Below are 18,709 nucleotides of genomic sequence, written 5' to 3'. Positions count from 1 at the left end.
GCCGTCACGGCGGCCCGACCGGGGAAACCACGCGGGGATGACACCGGCTTGACATAACCCGCCAGGACAAATGACGCCAGGACAAAAGACGCCCGGCGCCGGAGCATAGGCTCCGACGCCGGGCGTCTCTGTAGTTGGCAGCCCACAGGCTGCAGAAACTACTTGGCGTCGGCGGTGGTGACGCTGGCGGTGGGCTTCATGTTTTCCGCCTGCACCATCCAGGCGAACTGCTCGAGCCTGGCGATGAACTCGTGCAGGAGGTCCGCGCTGGTGGGATCCTCCTCGTCCACCTCGTCATGGACCTTGCGCATGGTGCCTACGGCAGCTTCCATCGCAGCCACGATGCGTTCGATTGCATCCTTGGTACTGATCAGGCCTTCCGGGAACTGCGCCAGGCTGGTGGATCCGGACACCGTTGCGCTGCGTCCGTCCGGCAGGGCGTGCAGGGCCCGCATACGTTCGGCCGTGTCGTCGGCGAACTGGCGGGCAGCGTCGACGATTTCGTCCAGCTGCAGGTGCAGGTCGCGGAAGTTCGTTCCCACGATGTTCCAGTGGGCCTGCTTGCCCTGGATGTGCAGTTCAATCAGGTCCGCCAGGACGGCCTGGAGGTTGTTGGTCAGTGTCGGTGAAGCTTTCATGCGTCCTCCTCGAGTGGTCCAGTAATCCCGACGCTACCAGCCTGCCGCCGCTTCAGCGCGGGCCCGGACGGGATTTCTCAGTGAGCTTACTAATTTTCCCTGAAGCGTGGCAAGCAGGGTGCCGGGGACCACTTTTTGCTGCGCCCTTGCATCCTGGCCGGTCCGACCCCATACTAAATGAACGCCATTCATATAGTGACTGCCGTCTCAATTTCTTCCAGAAAGTGGTGCCATGACAGAGACCACCCGCACCAGCGCCAAGTCCCCCGGCAACGCGCCCGCCTCCGGAGACGCCGGCGTCTCCGCCAAAGGCCTCAAGGGCGGCCAGCTGGGACTCCTGGCCGTGGTTGTCCTGGGCATTTCGACCATCGCCCCGGCCTACACCCTGACCAGCGCCCTGGGCCCTACCGTGAATGAGGCCGGCCTGCAGCTGCCCGTCATCTTCCTCATCGGATTCATCCCCATGATCCTGGTGTCCCTGGCCTACCGGGAGCTCAACGCCGACTCGCCGGACAGCGGCACCACCTTCACCTGGGTGACCAAGGCGTTTGGCCCCTGGGTGGGCTGGATGGGCGGCTGGGGCCTCCTGGCGGCCAACATCATTGTGCTCTCCAACCTGGCCGGCGTCGCCGTCGACTTCTTCTACCTCTTCCTTTCCCAGGTGACGGGCTCCCCCGACCTCGCCGACCTCGCGGGGAACAAGGCTGTCAACGTAATGACCTGCTTCGTCTTTGTGGCTCTTGCGGTCTGGGTCAGCTACCGCGGCATGCACACCACGAAAGTGGTGCAGTACAGCCTGGTGGGCTTCCAACTGGTGGTCCTGGGCTTGTTTGTGGGGATGGCCTTCGCCAACTGGTCCACCTCCGAAACCGCCATCCCCTTCAGCTGGGAATGGTTCGACGTCACCAAAATCGAGACGTTCGGCCAGATCGCCGCCGGCATCTCGCTGTCCATCTTTGTGTACTGGGGCTGGGACGTCTGCCTGACGGTCAATGAGGAAACCGCCAACGGCAAGCGGACCTCGGGACTGGCCGGCACCCTTACGGCCGTCATCGTCCTGGGCATCTACCTGGTGGTGAGCATCGCCACCATGATGTTTGCCGGCGTCGGGGACACCGGCAACGGCCTGAACAACGCCGACATCCACGAGAACATCTTCACGGCCCTGGCCTCACCCATCATGGGCCCCTTTGCCATCCTGATGTCGCTGGCCGTGCTGTCCAGCTCGGCTGCATCCCTGCAGTCCACGTTTATGTCCCCTTCGCGCAGCCTGCTGGCAATGGGCCATTACGGCGCCATGCCGCAGCCGTTCAGCCGCATCAGCCGCAAATTTGCGACGCCGGGCTACGCCACCATCGCCGCCGGCATCGTCTCGGCGGGCTTCTACGCCGTGATGCACGTGGTCAGCGAAAATGTCCTCAATGACACCATCCTGGCCCTGGGGCTGATGATCTGCTTCTACTACGGCCTGACCGCCCTGGCCTGCGCCTGGTACTTCCGGCACAGCGTTTTCAGCAGCGTCCGCCACTTCGTCCTTCGGCTGCTCTGCCCGGTCCTGGGCGGCGTGGGCCTGTTTGTGGTGTTCCTCCAGACCGCTGCCGACAGCTGGGCGCCCGAATTCGGCAGCGGCTCCGAGGTGTTCGGGGTGGGCCTGGTGTTTATCCTCGGCATCGGCATCCTGGCGCTGGGCGCCGTGTTTATGCTGGTCATGGCTAAGGTGCGGCCCGGGTTCTTCCGCGGCGAGACGCTCCGGCGTGACACGCCGGCCCTGGTGGTCCCGGAGTAGGAACTGCGGCACCATCGCGGTAGGGCCCCGCAAGCCAGCCCGACCTGGACCCGGACGCCCTGCCAGCCCGCGCCTGCCTGTTCCAGCTGGCTCCCGTTGATCCACCGCCGGACCAAAACCGCGTCGCATCATGTTTCCAATCCATCGGCAGTACGCAACGAAAGGTGCCGCGGTCCCTGGTTCGGGGCTGCGGCACCTTTTCTGTGGTCATACCGGGGAATTTACGCCGGGCGGGACAGGCTCACCAGAAGTGTGCCACGTCGATCACCAGGCGGGACCCGCCGCCCGGACCGACCAGGGTGAAGGCCCGGAACGGAAGCCTGGCACGAACGCCCAGGCCCAGAGTTGTCTGGCCCTCGTAGCTTCCGGCCCAGACCACCTGGCGGAAGGTCTGGTAACCGGCCACGTTGACTACTTCCTTCGGGTTGGCCGGCAGATAGGTGGCGGACCCGGAGTCGTTGTAGGCAGGAGCCAGGGCAACGATCCGCAGCCGGGCACCGCCCCTGACGGGTATTACCTCTCCCTTGCCGTCGCTGGTGATGACACTAACGTACTCAACCCTGTAGCCGTCCGTCCGGCCATTGAGGTCGATCACCAGCCGGTCGTAGCAGGCCTGACGGCCGGAGCGGACGTTGGTGACGGACCCTGCGCCGGTGTCAGGAGCTGCCTTGGCCAATGACCCCCAAGTGAGGCCGCAATACGATGTAGCTGCCGAGGCTGGCCCCGGGATGATGATGCCCAGCCCTGCCGCGATGAGAAGCGCGGTGAGCCAGATTGATAGTTTTTTCATTGTCGTTTTCCTGGGTGAGGAGCGGGTGGATAGCTCAAGGCTAGGAGCCTCCAGACCCGGAAAACAGGCTTGTTTCCGCTTCGGCGCGCAACCGTTAGCGAAGCTTCCCCAGCATCACGCCACCATGCATCAAGACCGGAAATTTGCCCCGCCGTCATCCGTTTGATGTCGTTTCGGCACCCGCGCCGTTATGGCAGGTAACGACGCCGGCCGGCAGCAAAAACCACACGTTCCGCCGGCACGGGACAGGTGTTAAAGCAGTGGCGCAAGTATCACCTGGGGCCGTTCCGATGCCACGTCGTCAGGCCAATCCACGACTGTTTTCGGGCTCCAGGCCGCCGTGATGGCTTGCCCTCGCGTGGTGCGCACCGGCGGCCACACCGCTGAGCGCCGGCAACCAGCCCCAGCGGGTCGCGTCGGCCATGGCGTCGGCGGCGCGGTCCGGGGATTCGTAGGTAAAGACGTCCCGAAGCCAGTCAAGGAGCCGGCCTGCGTTGTGAGCTGTCATGCGCCCAACCTACGCAGCGATTGTTGTGGCCGCGTTTCGTCCCCGTCTCCCGGCGATTAACTCTGCCGCGGCTGCCCCTGCCCGGCACCCGCCGGAAACGGTCAAGGCGCAGGTGCCGTTCCGGCGTCGGTCCCTGCCGTTGCGTCCGTGTCCGGTGCCGGCTCGGTCCGGACATCAGCAGCAGCGCGTTGCCGGCGGCTGAGGAAAATGAAGGGGGCGGCCAGCAGCTGGACGGCACCGCCCACGGCGAGGGACGCCGGGTAACCGTACAGGTCGGCCGTGCGGCCCAGGGCAGGCTGTACCGCCACGCCCCCGACGGACCCCATCAGCGAATCGAAGCTGAGGACTGTGGCGCGCTGCCTGGATTCGATCATGTCGTTGAGGTAGGCCTGCCGGACGGGGGTGCCTGCGGACCCCACCACGGCCCAGAGCGCCAGGAGGGCCAGCGCCACCCAGAAGTTGGCGGTGACCATCAGCACCACCAGGATCACGGAGCTGATGACGTTGCTGGCGATCAGGATGGTGGTGCGCCGCCGGACCAGGCGCCGGACCCGCGGGGCCATCCACCCGCCCACCACATCCGCTCCAGCCACGATGGCCGCGGCCAGCCCGGCCACCGCGTAGGCACGGGGGTCACCGAACAGCTGCAGCAGGTAGGGCTGCAGCGCGTAAAAAACGTAGAAGCCGACACCTTCGGTGAAGGGTGCGGCAAGCATCATGTAGCGGACCGGCGGATTCTTCAGCCCGCCGTCCACGGATGCCTTCAGCACAGCCCGCGTGGCCCGGATCGGGTGCGGAGAGCGCTCGGGTGTGAAGCCGACGTCGTGCATCAGCCGCAGGGCCACGGCAAACAGGGCCAGCAGCACCGCCACGCGGACCAGGAAGGGGACGCCCAGGTTGGTGGCCTGCGCCAGGACGCCGCCGGCCACGGATCCGGCCAGCATGGCGATGCCCGAGACCATCTGTCCGCGGCCCAGCACTGCCTCCAGGTCACCGTCGTATCCGGAGAAGCGCAGCGCGTCCACCAGCCAGGCCTCAACGGCCCCGGAAAAGAACGTGAACCCGAGGCCAAGCAGGACGGACACGGCGGCCCACCACCAGAACGGCGCGGACCACTGCCACAGCAGGTAGTACAGGAAGGTCGATACGGCCAGCGTCAACGTCCCGAGCAGGAATGAGGTGCGCCGGCCCCAGCCGTCGGCGATGACGCCGGTGGGCACCTCGAAGAGGACCATCCCGGCCGTGAAGAACGCATTGGCGGCGAAGGCCTCCAGGTTGCTGAGGCCGGCATCCAGCAGGAAGAGGGTGTTGATGCCCCAGATGAACGAGGCCGCAAGGGTGTTGCCCAGGGTCAGCGTGAGGTAGATGCGCTGGATCTTTTGGGCGGCCGGGTTCATTGCAGTGCCGTGCAGGAAATGGCGGACAATGTTCCTCCTGGCGTCCAAGCCGGCCCACATGTGTCTTCTGATTCGACACCCTGGCGGGCGGAACGGCAAGGGCCAGTTGGCGGGGCGCCCTGGTCAGCTGGGAACCGCTAGCCGCCGCTGGCCCTGCGCGTGGCGGCGTCGTTGGCTTTCCGTAGGGCCTGGACCAGTTGGTCCTTGCCCATGGTGGAGCGGCCGGCGACGTCGAGTTCCTTCGCGAGCTTATAGAGGTGGGCCTTGGAGGCGTTGGCGTCCACACCGCCGGCTGTGGGTTTATCCGACAAACCGCCCTGCTCCGCCCGTTCGTCCGACGGGCCGTTCTCCGCTTTGGGCTCCCAATGGTCGGCCATCTTTTCGTGGCTGTGCTTGAGGGCGGCGAACGCCGTCCGCGCGGCGCGGCCTTCGTCGTTGTAGGACTCCATGGCCGAGTCGTAGGTTTTGGCGAAAGTGTCCTGGGCTTCCTGGCCGGAGCGCTGCAGGGTGGACGGCAGCTCCTTCTTCAGGGCGTGGTGGTTCTTGCCGGTCTTGGGCATTGGCACTCCTGTCCGGTCGTGGTGCTGGCGGGTCCCAGAGTACCGCCGGAAGGTGCGTCCCGGGAAGGGAAAGCGCGGCGCAGGGCTGGCCCCGGGCAAGGCCTGCGCAGCTAGAACGGGGCCGTTCCGCCGGGCAGCCCCGAGATCCGTTTGGGCGCCTTGCGCCGGCGGTTCACGTAGGTGGTTGCCCTGTCGCTGGAGAGCGCCAGGAGCACCAGCACCGTCAGCGCCACGCTCCACAGGTTCTGCCGCACGTCATCCGGGTTGCCGGACTCAGACGCGGTGACGAGGGCTGCGATGGAGAGCACGCTGAGCAGCATCACGGTGGACCTGGCCCGGGCACTGCCCAGGAAGACCCGCCAGGCGAGCAGCGCCATCACCACTCCCACGGCGATCACGGCGGACGCCGCGACCTGTACCACCACGGTGGCGAGCGGACCCAGTCCAGGGTCGGTGTCGGCGGCGGTGATGGGCGCGTCCAGCAGCTGCACGATGCCGGTGAGGATCGAGGCGAGCGCGCTGACGGCGGTCATGACCGCGCCCACCACCACCGGCGCGGGGCGCCGGTCGCGGCTGTCCGTGCCCTGGTCAGGCTCCGCGGTGCCGGCAGCCAGCTGGCGCAGGTCAAGGATGGGCAGGTCGCCGTCGGTAACTATGGCATCGCCGCCGCCGTTGCGCGCGTGGTATCCGGTGGAAAAATCGCGGATGACGCTCACCGTCGCGTCCCCCTGCGCGGCAAGGACAGTAGCCACGATATGGTCCCGTTCCACATCGGTGTCCGGCGCGATCTTGTGGGTGACCTGCAGCGTAAAAAGCGAAAAGCCCACGCTCCGGTCATAGGTGCCGGCGGCGAGCCAATCGGCGCTGATGCCGCCGGGCAGCAACCACCCCGCGGGGGCGCGCCAGAACCGGACATGGTGTCGTTTGCCGGGGCTGCCGTCCACTTCCTGCTGGTACGCGAAGTCCTGCCTGCGGCTAAACAGAAGGAGCGGGCTGACGGGCGCGGCCAGGTAGCTGCGCCGCAGGACGGTGGACTTCACAATGCGGAACCCGGTCCGGAACGACAGGTCGTCGGCACGGATCCACGCGGCGCCCTGCATGGCGGTGTGGAGCTGGGCTTCGGAGCCGAGGAGGGCGAGGTTGACCGGGTCGCCCAGCAACCCGTCGCTGGTCCGGGCCCGGCCGATGAAGTAGTCGGGGACGTAGATCCGGGTCAGGATGCTGTGCAGCCGGGGCAGCACCAGGTAGGCAAGCGCCACCCAGAACCCCACGAGGAAGAGCAACTGCCACCAGCCGAAGAGGAAGCTCTCCCGGACCAGGACGGCGGCAAGCCAGACGGCTGACACGCCGCCGAGCACAAAAAAGGCCCAGTCAGCGAAACTTTGCCGGGCTGCGGGTACCGGCGGCACCCTTCGCCCGGTGCGCACGGACATCCGGTGGCGACCCTTCACGAAGGTTTGTTGCACTGACCCTAGCCCACATTGCCGGACAGGATCGGGCACCAGCGGGACCGGCTGCTTCCGGGAAAAGGAAAAGCCCTCCGTTCCGGCAGAATCGCCGGAACGGAGGGCTCCGTTGGAGCCTCCTGTCGGATTCGAACCGACGACCCCCGCTTTACAAGAGCGGTGCTCTGGCCAACTGAGCTAAGGAGGCACACCCCCAATGGGGCAACGCCTGAACGGCACTGGATAAGGGTAGCCCAAAGTCCCACCGGTGGTAAAAACGCTTGCGTCCGGCAGGCCCTGCGCAAAAACCCGCCCCCGGAGAAAACCGGGAGCGGGCCTTGGGTACTTCGGGCGGATCAGGCCTTGGCGTCGATCGCAGCCTGGATGTCGGCATTCAGGTCGGTGGTACCGTCCCACTGCTTGCCGTCCACAAAGATGGTGGGCGTGCCGCTGATGCCGGTGTTGGCGGCCAGGCCGGTGGCGTACTTGACGTACGGGCGGAACGTTTTGTCGTCCACGCAGCTGCCGATGTCCGCGCCGATGTCGCTGGCCAGGGACTTCAGCTTGTCATCGGAAAGGCCGGCGCCACCTTCAGCGGGCTGGTTAGTGAAAAGGGTGTCCACGTATTCGCCGTACTTGTCCGGAGCCTTGTCCGCGACGCAAGCGGCGGCGTTGGCGGCACGTGAGGAGTAGTTGGTGCTGGACTGGCGGTCCAGGAAGCCCAGCGGGCGGTATTCGAGGGAGATTTTGCCTTCGTTGCGGAGCCCGGTGAGGGCCTCGTTGTAGGTGTCCTCGAACCGCTTGCAGACGGGGCAGATGAAGTCAACGTACGCAACAACCTTGACGGGCTGGCCGGTCTCGGCTTCGGCGCCGGGGGCGACCAGCGGGCTGGGCAGGGTCTCGGGCTTGGCCGGCAGGTTGGCCATGTCCACGGAGCCGCCGTCGGCGGCCTTGACCCCGGTGTTCGCCAGCAGGGTCACGCCGCCGTTGGTGTTGGCGCTGGTGGGGACCGGTCCCTGGTCCGCGATCGGCGTGTTCTGCTTGAGCGAGGTGGTGACCACCAGCCCCACGATGACCAGGATGGCCACCACGGCCGCGACGATGCCCCAGCCGATCAGCAGCTTGTTCCGCCGCTCCTTCTTCAGCTGGGCTTCGCGGATCATCCGGGCCTTCTCGCGCGCCTCCGCGGTGCGCTCAGCCTTGGACTTCCGTACTTCATTTGCGGGGCTCATGTGTTCCTTGGGTCGATCGACGTGGGGGGACCACTCAGTGGCAACTCCACCATTTTAGGGGAGAAAGCTGGGAGCTTGCGCTTTCAACCATTCCGCCGGGTTGCCCAACGGATGAATAGCACGGATGACCCCGCCCCGTTAGGGTTGCCTGAGAGCACAAGCAACCCCAGGGGGCCGCAATGCAATCACCCGTCCAGGACAAATCCGCCGCCAAATCCCGGCCAGGAACCACCGGTTCCGCGCACGGCGACGCCACGAAATACGACTTTATGGTGGTGTCCAACAGGCTGCCGGTGGACCGTTGCGCTCCGGGCGACAACGGCGACGACGGCTCGGGGTGGCGTCGCTCCCCCGGTGGACTGGTGACGGCCCTGGCACCCATGATGGGTAAAACAGACGGCGCCTGGGTGGGCTGGCACGGTGCCCCCGACGAAACGCTGGAACCGTTCAGCCACGGCGGCATGGACCTTGTCCCCGTCCAGCTCAGCGACGACGAGGTGGAGCTCTACTATGAGGGCTTCTCCAACGCGACCCTCTGGCCGCTCTACCACGACGTCATCGCACCCCCGGAGTTCCACCGGACCTGGTGGGACGCCTACCGCAAGGTCAACCAAAGGTTCGCCGACGCCGTCGTCCGCCATGCTGACACAAACGCCACCGTTTGGGTCCAGGACTACCAGCTGCAGCTGGTGCCACGGATGCTGCGGAAGGTCCGCCCGGACCTGCGGATCGGATTCTTTAACCACATCCCCTTCCCGCCCCCGGAGATCTTCGCCCAGCTCCCTTGGCGGCAGGCCATCATCGACGGGCTGCTCGGCGCGGACCTGGTGGGCTTCCAGCGCGCCAGCGACGCCGGAAACTTCATGCGCTCGGCCCGCCGCTTCCTTGGCGCCAGCGTCAAGCAGCAGCAGGTCCACGTCAAGGACGGCGACGGCGAAATCACGCACATCGCCCGCGCCCAGGCGTTCCCCATTTCCATCGACGTCCAGCAGATCAGCGAACTGGCCGGCCGGCCGGACATCATTGAACGGGCGCGCCAGATCCGGCAGGACCTGGGCAACCCCAAAACCATCCTGCTGGGTGTTGACCGGCTGGACTACACCAAGGGGATCAGGCACCGGCTCAAGGCCTTTGAGGAGCTCCTGGCGGACGGCAAGCTTTCCGTCGCCGACGCCACCCTGATCCAGGTTGCCTCGCCGAGCCGGGAGCGCGTGGAGCAGTACCGCCTGCTCCGCGAAGAGGTGGAGGGTACCGTGGGCCACATCAACGGCACCTACGACACCCTGGAAAACACCGCCGTCCGCTACCTGCACCACAGCTACCCGGTGGAGGAAATGGTGGCCCTGTACCTGGCCGCGGACGTTATGCTGGTCACCGCGCTGCGGGACGGGATGAACCTGGTGGCCAAGGAATACGTCACGGCCCGGAACAATAACGACGGCGCGCTGGTCCTCAGCGAGTTCGCCGGGGCGGCGGACCAGCTCAAGCAGGCGCTGCTGATGAACCCGCACGATATTGACGGCCTCAAGAGCGCCATCATGACCGCCGTGGACATGCCGGCCCGGGAAGCCTCCCGCCGGATGAAGTCCATGCGCAAGCAGATTTTGGAGCACGACGTCGACCACTGGTCAGCGGATTTCCTGCAGGCCCTGAACGAGAAGGTCATCCGCGATGACACCTGAGGCCCGCCCCGGCCAGGGCCCCCTGGCCCTGTCCCCTGAACTCCGTGCAGCCCTCCGCGAAATTGCCCGCACGGAACACCTGCTGGTGGCCCTGGACTTCGACGGCACTATGGCGCCGATAGTGGGCCACGCGGACGACGCCCGGCCGCTGCCACGGTCGGCTGCGGCGTTCGCAGGACTCGCCGTCCTGCCGCGCACGACGACGGCACTCATCTCCGGGCGCGCACTCGCCAGCCTGAGGGTGGTCGCCTCGCCACCTGTGGACTCCCTGCTGATCGGCAGCCACGGCGCCGAGGCCTGGCTGGGCCCCGGTTCCGCCGGCCTCACGCTGGACGCGGCGCAGGCGGAACTGCTGGCCGAGGTCCGCAGCGCGCTCGCCGAAATCGTCGCCGTGGCACCGGGCACCATGCTCGAGGACAAACCGGCGGGCGTGGTGCTCCACACCCGGCTCGCGGCCGATGACGTCGCCGAGGATGCTGTGGCCGCTGCCCGGTCCCTGCTGCAGGACCGCAAGGGGGTGTTCCTCAAGGATGGGAAACGCGTCCTGGAAACGTCAGTCGTCAACGCCTCCAAGGGTGAGGGGGTAACCTTCCTGCGCCAGATCACCGGAGCCACTGCGGTGCTGTTTGCCGGGGATGACACCACCGACGAGGATGCGCTGGCCCGGCTCGAACCCGGGGACGTTGGCATCAAGGTGGGTTTCGACTTCACCGGGGCACAGTTCCGTGTGGAGGCCCCCATCCATGTGGCGGAACTCCTCGAAACACTCCTGCAGGAACGCAGCCTGGCCGTTGCCGAAGAGGATCCCGGACACACCGGCAGCTGACGCCGTGCCGAACTTCACGTGTGACGTTCGTAACAAAGACAACAAAACGGGCAGCGTCTGGCATACTCTTGCTTGTGATGTGGCGCACAAACACCGTGCGGCATTACCCACTGCCTCCTGGCGCTAGCCGGAACGCAGTGGTGCAAAACAAAACTGAACAAACATGAACCATTCACAACGGATCGTCCGGCACGTACCTGCCGGTGAAGGGATTGATAACTGTGGCTACAGTTACTTTTGATAACGCTACGCGTCTGTACCCGGGCACAGAAAAGCCCGCCGTCGATAAGCTCAACATCGACATCGCCGATGGCGAATTCCTCGTCCTCGTTGGACCCTCCGGTTGCGGTAAGTCCACCTCCCTGCGCATGCTCGCAGGCCTTGAGGATGTCAACGCAGGCCGTATCCTCATTGGCGACCGCGACGTCACCGACGTTCCGCCGAAGGACCGCGACATCGCGATGGTTTTCCAGAACTACGCGCTGTACCCGCACATGACGGTTGCCGACAACATGGGCTTCGCCCTGAAGATCGCCGGCGTTTCCAAGGAAGAGCGCGCCGAGCGTGTCCGTGAAGCAGCAAAGCTTCTTGACCTTGAGCCGTACCTGGACCGCAAGCCGAAGGCACTTTCCGGTGGCCAGCGCCAGCGTGTTGCCATGGGCCGCGCCATTGTGCGTAACCCGCAGGTCTTCCTCATGGATGAGCCGCTCTCCAACCTGGACGCCAAGCTCCGTGTCCAGACCCGTACGCAGATCGCGTCCCTGACCCGCCGCCTGGGCGTCACCACGGTCTACGTGACCCACGACCAGGTCGAGGCAATGACCATGGGTGACCGCGTGGCTGTGCTGAAGGACGGCCTGCTGATGCAGGTCGACACCCCGCGCAACCTGTACGACCGCCCGAAGAACGTGTTTGTCGCCGGCTTCATCGGCTCCCCCGCCATGAACCTGCTCGAACTGCCCGTCGTCGACGGCGGCGTCCAGTTCGGTGGAACGGTTTACCCCGTGCCGCGCAACATCCTCGAAGAAGCCCACGGCAGCACGGTCACCGTTGGTTCCCGTCCGGAAGACCTCGAGACCGCACCGCAGGGTGAGGGCCTCAAGGTCGAGGTCGACGTCGTTGAAGAACTCGGCGCCGACGCCTACGTCTACGGCCACACCACGCTCGACGGCAAGGACCACGACATCGTGGCACGCGTCGACGGTCGCCGTCCTCCGCTGAAGGGCGAGACCCTCTACGTCCGTCCGCAGTCGGGCCACGTGCACCTGTTCGACACCAAGACCGGTCTGCGCCTCGGCGACTGATTCGTTCTGTAACCGGCGGCGGCCCCTTCACTGGAGGGGCCGCCGTCGGCCGTTTAACCCGATGTTTAGCCCAACACCGCAAAGTACGGAAGAATTGAGCCATGACCGAGGAAAACAGCGCCCAGTGGCACGATGAACCCACCGACTACGCGCAGATCGGAAAACTGCCGCGGTTTGTGGCGGCCAGCGCGGACGATGACAAAGCGGCCTCGGTCTCCAGTTCCCTGAACATCACGGCCGCCGCCGCGGACCCCGAGTTGCTGGACCTTCCGTGGCACATCGCCCTGGAGGACTGGCCGGCGGAAAACCTCGCGGCGCTGCCCCGCGGCATCTCCCGGCACATTGTGCGCTTCGCCCATCTGGGCGGTTCCGTGATTGCCATCAAGGAAACGTCCGAGCACGTGGCCCGGCACGAATACCACATGCTCCGCAAACTGGCGCGGCTGGATGTCCCCTGCGTGGAACCCGTCGCCGTCATCACCGGCCGGACCACCATGGACGGCCGCCCCCTCAACCCGGTGCTGGTGACCCGGCACCTGAAGTTCTCCATGCCGTACCGCGCATTGTTCTCGCAGATGCTGCGCAAGGACACCCTGACGCGGCTGATCGACGCCCAGGCGCTCCTGATGGTCCGGCTGCACCTGATCGGCTTCTACTGGGGCGACGTATCCCTGTCCAACACGCTGTTCCGCCGCGACGCCGGCGCTTTCGCGGCCTACCTGGTCGACGCCGAAACCGGCGAGCTCTACCCGGACCTGTCCACCGGCCAGCGTGAGTACGACCTCGAAATCGCCCGGGTGAACATCGCCGGTGAACTGATGGACCTGCTCGACGGCGGCCTGATCGAGGAAAAAGTGGACCCCGTGGCCACCAGCGAACTCATCATGGACAGCTACCGGCGGCTCTGGACTGAGCTGACGGAAAAGGAATCCTTTGAACTTGGCGAGCGGTGGCGGGTGGGTGCCCGGATCCGGCGGCTCAACGAACTGGGATTCGACGTTGAAGAATATGCCATCAAGACCACCCAGAACGGGACCACCATCCAGCTGCAGCCCAAGGTGGTGGACGCCGGCCACCACATGCGGCGGCTGCTGCGCCTCACCGGGCTGGATGCCCAGGAAAACCAGGCACGACGGCTGCTGAACGACATGGACTCGTTCCGGGCCGACAACAACCCGGACATGGACGAGGAATACAGCGCCCACCTCTGGGTCAGCCAGATCTTCGAACCCATTGTCCGGTCCATACCCCGGGACCTGTCCGGCAAACTGGAACCGGCGGAAGCCGTGCACGAGGTCCTGGAACACCGCTGGTACATGTCGGAGAAGCAGGAACGCCACATCCCGCTGGCCGAAGCCGTGCAGTCCTACATCGACTCCATCCTGCGGCACCGCCGCGACGAGGCAGCGATCATGCTCAACCCGGACACCGGGATGCTCAAGATCCTCGAAGTGGAGACCGAGGAGTCCCGCTACGGAGCGGACAGCGAATACCCCGACGCCGACGACTGAGCCTTCCCGCACTGAGCCCTCCCGCAGGGCCGGGGGTCAGCCCCCAACTAGGTCGCAGTTGTTGTCGTTTTGGGCCCTCAAAACGACAACAACTGCGACCCAGTTGGGATGACGGAAGGCTAGATTGCCTTGCCGGGGTTCAGTATCCCGGCGGGGTCGAACAGCGCCTTGATCCTGTGCTGGAGCTCCCGCACGGGTTCAGCCTGCTCCTGGCCCAGCCAGCGCAGCTTGTACTGGCCCACGCCATGCTCACCCGTGATGGTGCCGCCCATGGCCAGCGCGGCCGTCACCGATTCGTCCAGCACCCGTTCCAGGCGGGCCAGGGCTCCGGCATCAACACCCGTCTCCTCCCGGTCCACCCAGAACGTGGGGTGCAGGTTGCCGTCGCCGGCGTGCGCAACAACCTTCAGGTGCACCCTGTGCTCCCCGGCCATGGCTTCCAGGGCCGCCACATAGTCCACCAGCCGTGAGCGCGGGACGGCGACATCCTCGCCCACCTGGTACTGGTCGTCCACCTCGGCGCCCCGGCTGTGCCGTCGCAGTTCCACCAGACGCTGCGCTTCGGCGCTCTCCTCGGTGGTCACCACCGCGCCGCTGTCCTGCAGAACCTGCCGGATCCTGGCTGCTTCAGCTGCAGCGCCGAAGCCGTCCGTCTGGACGAGGAGGAGGGAGCTGCCGCGTGCGCTGAGGTCCGAGCCGTGGATTTCGTCCAGCTGCGCCAGCGTCCCGCCGTCGAGCAGTTCCATGATGGCCGGCTGGACGCGGGCCCGGCCCACGGCGAGGACACCCGCTGCGGCGCGCTTGAAGTCGGGGTAGAAGGCGGCCACGGTGTGCACCTCCTGCGGCAGGTACTTCAGCCGGACGGTGATGCCCACCACAATCCCGAGCGTTCCCTCGGAGCCAACAAAAAGCCCGGTCAGGTCATAGCCCGCCACGCCCTTGAAGGTCTGGTGGCCGGTGTGGATCAGCGAGCCGTCGGCCAGGACAACGTCCAGGGCCAGCACCGAGTCCCGGGTGACGCCGTACTTGGCACAGCGGAGACCGCCGGCGTTGGTAGCCACGTTCCCGCCGATGGTGGAACTGCGGTAGCTTGCAGGGTCCGGCGCGTACATCAGCCCGTGGGTGGCCGCGGCCTCATTAAGCACGGCGTTGATGACCCCCGGTTCCACTGTTGCCGTTTCATCGTCGGGGCTCAGGTCCAGGATCCGGTCCAGCCGTTCCAGGGAGAGGACCACGCAGCCGCGCGTGGCATGGGCACCGCCGGACACACCCGTCCCCGCTCCGCGGGGCACCAGCGCCACATTCGCGGCGGCGCAGGCACGCACCACCGCCTGGACCTCAGGTACCGACGCCGGGAACACCACGGCCACGGGAAGGTGGAAGTCGATGATGGGCGCCTGGTCCACCGCGTACCGCCGCAGGGTCCCTTCGGCGGTGTCCACCTTAGCTGCCCCGACGGCAGCCACCAATTCCTCAACCACGCTTTCCACAAAGCCTCCATCCGCCGTCGCACGTCTCCACCCAGTCTAGGTTGAGCGCCAGTGGTGGACGCAGGCTCGGATGCAAGCGCTTCCAGCCCCTGACCTGCGCGGACGGCTTCAACTATCAATAGGCCCTGCAAACCAGACTGGAAGCGCTTTCATTTAATCCGGATTCTGCTCTAAGGTAACTCTCATGACTGTCGAAACTGTGACACCGGACACCACCCTGGCGGCGGGCCCGCTCACGCTGATCCACTCTGCCGATACCATCCCCGGATGGTGGCGCTCCGCCGTGATCTACCAGGTGTACCCACGGTCATTCCGCGACCTCAATGGTGACGGCGTAGGCGACCTCGCAGGCATCACCGAGGAGCTGCCGCAGCTCGCGGACCTGGGGGTGGACGCCGTCTGGCTGTCCCCGTTCTACCGCTCGCCCCAGCGCGACGCCGGGTACGACGTCAGCGACTACTGCGACGTGGACCCCATCTTCGGCACCCTCACCGACTTCGACGTGATGATGGCCGAATCCCACCGGCTGGGGCTCCGCGTGATTGTGGACCTTGTGCCCAACCACTGCTCGGACCAGCACGTCGCCTTCCAGGCAGCCGTGCAGGCGTCCGCAGGCAGCCCCGAACGGGACATGTTCATTTTCCGTGACGGCAGCGGCCCTGACGGCAACGAGCCGCCCAACAACTGGGAGTCGCACTTCGGCGGCCCGGCCTGGACCCGCATCATTGGCACCGACGGCCGCCCGGAACAGTGGTACCTGCACCTCTTCGATTCCTCCCAGCCGGATTTCAACTGGGACAACCCCGCCGTCCATGCCGAGTTCGAGCGGGTCCTCCGCTTCTGGCTGGACCGCGGCGTGTCCGGGTTCAGGGTGGACGTGGCCCACGCGCTGGTCAAGGCGGCAGGTTTGCCCGCCTGGGGCGGCCGCGCGGACGGCAGCAGCAGCGAAGGCTTCCCGGGTTCTGCAGCGCCCATGTTCGGGCAGCCCGCCCTGCATGACATCTACCGCCGCTGGCGGGCAATCCTCAACGAATACGGCCACGACCGCATCCTTTGTGCCGAAGCCAACGTGGACCCGCTGCCCAGGCTGGCCGACTGGGTGCGGCCGGATGAAATGCAGCAGGCATTCAACTTCCCCTACCTGCATGCAGGCCTGGACATCCACCGCCTCCGCGGTGTCATCACCGATTCGCTGGTGGCGCTGGACGCTGTTGGCGCGCCCAGCACCTGGGTCCTGTCCAACCATGACGTGGTCCGCCACGCGAGCCGGTTCGGCTACAACGGGCACGGACCGCGCGGCGGGGACGGCATCGGCCCCGCAGACCCGCAGCCGGACGTTGCCCTGGGCAGGCGCCGTGCTGCGGCTGCGTCCGTGTTTATGCTGGGCCTGCCGGGCGCCGCGTACCTCTATCAGGGTGAAGAACTGGGACTGCCTGACGGTATCGACATTCCCGAGCAGCTCCGCCAGGATCCCACTTTTGCCCGGACCGGCGGCGAACGCCTGGGCCGGGACGGCTGCCGGATCCCACTGCCATGGCGTGCGGCAGAACCCCACCTCGGCTTTGGACCAGGGGCTGACCCGTGGCTCCCCTTCCCCGACTCGTTTGCCGCCCTGGCGCGTGACCTGCAGACCGGATCACCGGCGTCGCACCTTGCCCTCTACAAGGAAACCCTGGCACTCCGCCGCAACCTGGACCTGGGCCGCGGCTCGCTGCTCTGGGCAGAAGACTGGTGCAGCGGATCCGCGCTGGGCTACGTCAACGGGACTACGCTGGTGCTGATGAACCTTAACCACGAACCGCTGGAGCTGCCTGCAGGCCAGGTCCTGGTCCGCAGCGCCGCCGACGGAGCCGACGGCTGGCTCGCTTCCGGCGAAACGGCCTGGATTGCGCTGGGGCAGGGCGGCGCAACGAACTAGCATGCCGGGGATCAAAGAGGTTGCGGACCGGGCCGGCCTGTCGGTGGCCACGGTTTCGCGGGCGCTCGGCGGCAAGGCCAATGTTTCGCCCAAGAGCCGGGAGCGGGCCCGCAGGGCAGCGCAGGAGCTGGGCTTCGTCCCGTCGTACCACGCCGCCAGCCTGGCGTCCGGGCGGAACTACAACATCGGCCTGGTGGTGCCCTATGTGCAGCGCTGGTACTTCGCCTCCGTGCTGGAGGGCGTCTCCGAGACCCTGCTGGATGCCGGCTACGACCTCACCCTCTACAACGTGGGCGAACAGACGGAGCGCAGGAACAGCGTCCTGAACGACTTCCTGCTGCGGAAGCGCCTGGATGCCGTGATCGCCGTTGCCCTGGTGCTCAGCGAGGCGGAGATCATGCAGCTCCTGGCCGTCCGCAGGCCCCTCGTGGCGATCGGCGGCGCCCTGCCCGGTGCGGCCTCCATCAGGATCGACGATGCCCGCCTTGCGCGGCTCGTCACCGAACACCTCATCCGGCTGGGGCACACGCGGATTGCGCATATGACCGGGGACACTGAATTGAACCGGGACTTCAAGCTTCCGGGCATCCGCCTCAGCGGATACCAGGCTGCGATGGCGGCGGCGGGCCTGCCGGTCCATCCGGACTGGCAGGTCGCGGCGGACTTCACCATCCAGGGGGCATATAGGGCCGCCAAGCGGCTTCTGGGGACGGCTTCCGAACGGCCAACAGCGGTTTTCGCGGCGTCGGATGAGATGGCGGTGGGCACCATCCTCGCGGCCAGGGACTTCGGCCTCCAGGTCCCCCGGGACATCTCCGTGGTAGGCCTGGACGGGCATGAACTTGGCGAGGCCTTCGGGCTGACCACCATCGACCAGAATCCCCGCGGCCAGGGCAAGCTCGCCGCTACAACGGCGCTTGAGCTGCTGGATACGGCCTGGAACTCCGACGCCGATGCAGCACCCATCCCTGCGCCCGACTACGAATACCCCACGGACTTCGTCATCCGCACCAGCACGGCCATCCCGCCAACGAAACCCTAGCTGTGGTGTCCTAGCCGGCCGACCCCATAAAGCGGGAGTAGCGGGCCAGGATCAGCGGCCACGCCGCAACGTACCCTGCCCGGGTGGCAGCGGGATCCTCGGCGCCCTCCCAGCCCTCATGGAGCACCTTGACCTCTGCGCCGCCCTCGACGGCCCTGAAGACCACGCGGAGCTCAGTGGACCACAGCGCCGTTGAGCCGGGGTGCCAGGTGGCGTGGAAGGACAGCGGCGGCTGCCAGTCGTCAAGGGTTCCCCAGATGCTGGTCCTGCCATCGTCGGCGGTCTCCAGGATGAGGTTCTCCTCGAACTCCACGTAGGACCCTGCCCCGTAAGCCCCGTGCTCTTCAAGGGGCCACCAGAGGTGTGTGTGGTCCGTGAAGCCGGCGAAGGCGTGGGCTACGGTTCCGGGCACCACAACGGTTTCGATGACCGGGACGAGCTCAGGAGGACCGGGCTGCGCCGGACTGCCGGGCTGTACAGGGCTTCCATGCTGGTCCTGGCCGTGGCTGAAGAGGCTGTTCATGAGCCCCGATTCTACCGGACCTGCATTGTCCGTCCCGTCTGTCCCTCCCCGTTACGC

Annotated in this window: 16 protein-coding genes and 1 tRNA gene; 7 read left to right on the top strand and 10 right to left on the bottom strand. The window is 66.4% G+C overall.

Annotated features, from left to right (window positions below; genetic code table 11):
* Window positions 1-158: 158 nt before the first annotated feature.
* Window positions 159-638 carry a Dps family protein gene (locus tag ASF72_RS01670; RefSeq protein WP_050686569.1) on the bottom strand — a complete coding sequence of 160 codons (480 nt, stop codon included), beginning with the start codon at window positions 636-638 and terminating at the stop codon, window positions 159-161.
* Window positions 639-870: 232 nt separating this feature from the next.
* Here ASF72_RS01670 and ASF72_RS01665 point away from each other — a divergent pair, with 232 nt between their 5' ends.
* The gene (locus ASF72_RS01665) at window positions 871-2,424 is read left to right on the top strand and encodes an APC family permease (protein ID WP_050686567.1); all 1,554 of its coding nucleotides are present in this window, start codon (window positions 871-873) and stop codon (window positions 2,422-2,424) included.
* A 241-nt stretch (window positions 2,425-2,665) separates the two neighbouring features.
* On the opposite strand, the gene ASF72_RS01660 is transcribed toward ASF72_RS01665, so the two are convergent.
* From ASF72_RS01660 to ASF72_RS01630, 7 genes are all read right to left on the bottom strand, one after another.
* The gene (locus ASF72_RS01660) at window positions 2,666-3,214 is read right to left on the bottom strand and encodes an AMIN-like domain-containing (lipo)protein (protein ID WP_056596024.1); all 549 of its coding nucleotides are present in this window, start codon (window positions 3,212-3,214) and stop codon (window positions 2,666-2,668) included.
* Between the two features lie 301 nt (window positions 3,215-3,515).
* Window positions 3,516-3,722, bottom strand: coding sequence for a hypothetical protein (locus ASF72_RS01655; protein ID WP_056596022.1), 207 nt, complete (start codon window positions 3,720-3,722; stop codon window positions 3,516-3,518).
* A gap of 101 nt (window positions 3,723-3,823) precedes the next feature.
* Entirely contained in the window at window positions 3,824-5,119 is a 1,296-nt protein-coding gene (locus ASF72_RS01650) for an MFS transporter (protein WP_056596319.1), read from the bottom strand.
* Window positions 5,120-5,256: 137 nt separating this feature from the next.
* Window positions 5,257-5,679, bottom strand: coding sequence for a ChaB family protein (locus ASF72_RS01645; protein ID WP_056596019.1), 423 nt, complete (start codon window positions 5,677-5,679; stop codon window positions 5,257-5,259).
* A 110-nt stretch (window positions 5,680-5,789) separates the two neighbouring features.
* Entirely contained in the window at window positions 5,790-7,112 is a 1,323-nt protein-coding gene (locus tag ASF72_RS01640) for an LssY C-terminal domain-containing protein (RefSeq protein WP_082483941.1), read from the bottom strand.
* 143 nt (window positions 7,113-7,255) lie between these two features.
* Window positions 7,256-7,332 (bottom strand) — tRNA-Thr (locus ASF72_RS01635).
* Window positions 7,333-7,480: 148 nt separating this feature from the next.
* The gene (locus tag ASF72_RS01630; RefSeq protein WP_056596015.1) at window positions 7,481-8,356 is read right to left on the bottom strand and encodes a DsbA family protein; all 876 of its coding nucleotides are present in this window, start codon (window positions 8,354-8,356) and stop codon (window positions 7,481-7,483) included.
* A gap of 179 nt (window positions 8,357-8,535) precedes the next feature.
* Between ASF72_RS01630 and ASF72_RS01625 the strand changes: the two genes are divergently transcribed.
* The 4 genes from ASF72_RS01625 (at window position 8,536) to ASF72_RS01610 (ending at window position 13,679) form a co-directional block, all read left to right on the top strand.
* A complete protein-coding gene (locus ASF72_RS01625; RefSeq protein ID WP_050686557.1) occupies window positions 8,536-10,038 on the top strand; it encodes an alpha,alpha-trehalose-phosphate synthase (UDP-forming) in 1,503 nt (500 codons plus the stop codon).
* Window positions 10,028-10,864: a trehalose-phosphatase gene (gene otsB / locus ASF72_RS01620; RefSeq protein ID WP_056596012.1), complete on the top strand. Its 837-nt coding sequence runs from the start codon at window positions 10,028-10,030 to the stop codon at window positions 10,862-10,864. The genes ASF72_RS01625 and otsB overlap by 11 nt, the downstream gene beginning before the upstream one ends.
* A gap of 221 nt (window positions 10,865-11,085) precedes the next feature.
* Window positions 11,086-12,168 carry an ABC transporter ATP-binding protein gene (locus tag ASF72_RS01615; RefSeq protein WP_050686555.1) on the top strand — a complete coding sequence of 361 codons (1,083 nt, stop codon included), beginning with the start codon at window positions 11,086-11,088 and terminating at the stop codon, window positions 12,166-12,168.
* Between the two features lie 101 nt (window positions 12,169-12,269).
* Window positions 12,270-13,679, top strand: coding sequence for a DUF4032 domain-containing protein (locus ASF72_RS01610; protein ID WP_050686554.1), 1,410 nt, complete (start codon window positions 12,270-12,272; stop codon window positions 13,677-13,679).
* Window positions 13,680-13,798: 119 nt separating this feature from the next.
* On the opposite strand, the gene ASF72_RS01605 is transcribed toward ASF72_RS01610, so the two are convergent.
* The gene (locus ASF72_RS01605; RefSeq protein WP_056596009.1) at window positions 13,799-15,169 is read right to left on the bottom strand and encodes an FAD-binding oxidoreductase; all 1,371 of its coding nucleotides are present in this window, start codon (window positions 15,167-15,169) and stop codon (window positions 13,799-13,801) included.
* A gap of 184 nt (window positions 15,170-15,353) precedes the next feature.
* Between ASF72_RS01605 and ASF72_RS01600 the strand changes: the two genes are divergently transcribed.
* Together ASF72_RS01600 and ASF72_RS01595 are read left to right on the top strand one after the other, a co-directional pair.
* A complete protein-coding gene (locus ASF72_RS01600) occupies window positions 15,354-17,087 on the top strand; it encodes a glycoside hydrolase family 13 protein (RefSeq protein WP_056596005.1) in 1,734 nt (577 codons plus the stop codon).
* Between the two features lies 1 nt (window position 17,088).
* Window positions 17,089-18,129 carry a LacI family DNA-binding transcriptional regulator gene (locus tag ASF72_RS01595; RefSeq protein ID WP_056596002.1) on the top strand — a complete coding sequence of 347 codons (1,041 nt, stop codon included), beginning with the start codon at window positions 17,089-17,091 and terminating at the stop codon, window positions 18,127-18,129.
* Between the two features lie 10 nt (window positions 18,130-18,139).
* Here the strand turns inward: ASF72_RS01595 and ASF72_RS01590 are convergent, their stop codons facing one another.
* Window positions 18,140-18,652 carry a hypothetical protein gene (locus ASF72_RS01590; RefSeq protein WP_050686550.1) on the bottom strand — a complete coding sequence of 171 codons (513 nt, stop codon included), beginning with the start codon at window positions 18,650-18,652 and terminating at the stop codon, window positions 18,140-18,142.
* Window positions 18,653-18,709 lie beyond the last annotated feature (57 nt).

The sequence above is a fragment of the Arthrobacter sp. Leaf141 genome (assembly GCF_001424565.1).
Taxonomy (GTDB): Bacteria; Actinomycetota; Actinomycetes; order Actinomycetales; family Micrococcaceae; genus Arthrobacter.
Note: the sequence above shows the minus strand (reverse complement) of the source record. Positions and strands in the feature narration are given on the sequence as shown.

What these genes read in the sequence shown, in the direction of transcription:
- ASF72_RS01670 (WP_050686569.1), bottom strand. Translation starts at nt 638, where the DNA reads ATGAAAGCTTCACCGACACTGACCAACAACCTCCAGGCCGTCCTGGCG.
- ASF72_RS01665 (WP_050686567.1), top strand. Translation starts at nt 871, where the DNA reads ATGACAGAGACCACCCGCACCAGCGCCAAGTCCCCCGGCAACGCGCCC.
- ASF72_RS01660 (WP_056596024.1), bottom strand. Translation starts at nt 3,214, where the DNA reads ATGAAAAAACTATCAATCTGGCTCACCGCGCTTCTCATCGCGGCAGGG.
- ASF72_RS01655 (WP_056596022.1), bottom strand. Translation starts at nt 3,722, where the DNA reads ATGACAGCTCACAACGCAGGCCGGCTCCTTGACTGGCTTCGGGACGTC.
- ASF72_RS01650 (WP_056596319.1), bottom strand. Translation starts at nt 5,119, where the DNA reads ATGAACCCGGCCGCCCAAAAGATCCAGCGCATCTACCTCACGCTGACC.
- ASF72_RS01645 (WP_056596019.1), bottom strand. Translation starts at nt 5,679, where the DNA reads ATGCCCAAGACCGGCAAGAACCACCACGCCCTGAAGAAGGAGCTGCCG.
- ASF72_RS01640 (WP_082483941.1), bottom strand. Translation starts at nt 7,112, where the DNA reads ATGTCCGTGCGCACCGGGCGAAGGGTGCCGCCGGTACCCGCAGCCCGG.
- ASF72_RS01630 (WP_056596015.1), bottom strand. Translation starts at nt 8,356, where the DNA reads ATGAGCCCCGCAAATGAAGTACGGAAGTCCAAGGCTGAGCGCACCGCG.
- ASF72_RS01625 (WP_050686557.1), top strand. Translation starts at nt 8,536, where the DNA reads ATGCAATCACCCGTCCAGGACAAATCCGCCGCCAAATCCCGGCCAGGA.
- otsB (WP_056596012.1), top strand. Translation starts at nt 10,028, where the DNA reads ATGACACCTGAGGCCCGCCCCGGCCAGGGCCCCCTGGCCCTGTCCCCT.
- ASF72_RS01610 (WP_050686554.1), top strand. Translation starts at nt 12,270, where the DNA reads ATGACCGAGGAAAACAGCGCCCAGTGGCACGATGAACCCACCGACTAC.
- ASF72_RS01600 (WP_056596005.1), top strand. Translation starts at nt 15,354, where the DNA reads ATGACTGTCGAAACTGTGACACCGGACACCACCCTGGCGGCGGGCCCG.
- ASF72_RS01595 (WP_056596002.1), top strand. Translation starts at nt 17,089, where the DNA reads ATGCCGGGGATCAAAGAGGTTGCGGACCGGGCCGGCCTGTCGGTGGCC.
- ASF72_RS01590 (WP_050686550.1), bottom strand. Translation starts at nt 18,652, where the DNA reads ATGAACAGCCTCTTCAGCCACGGCCAGGACCAGCATGGAAGCCCTGTA.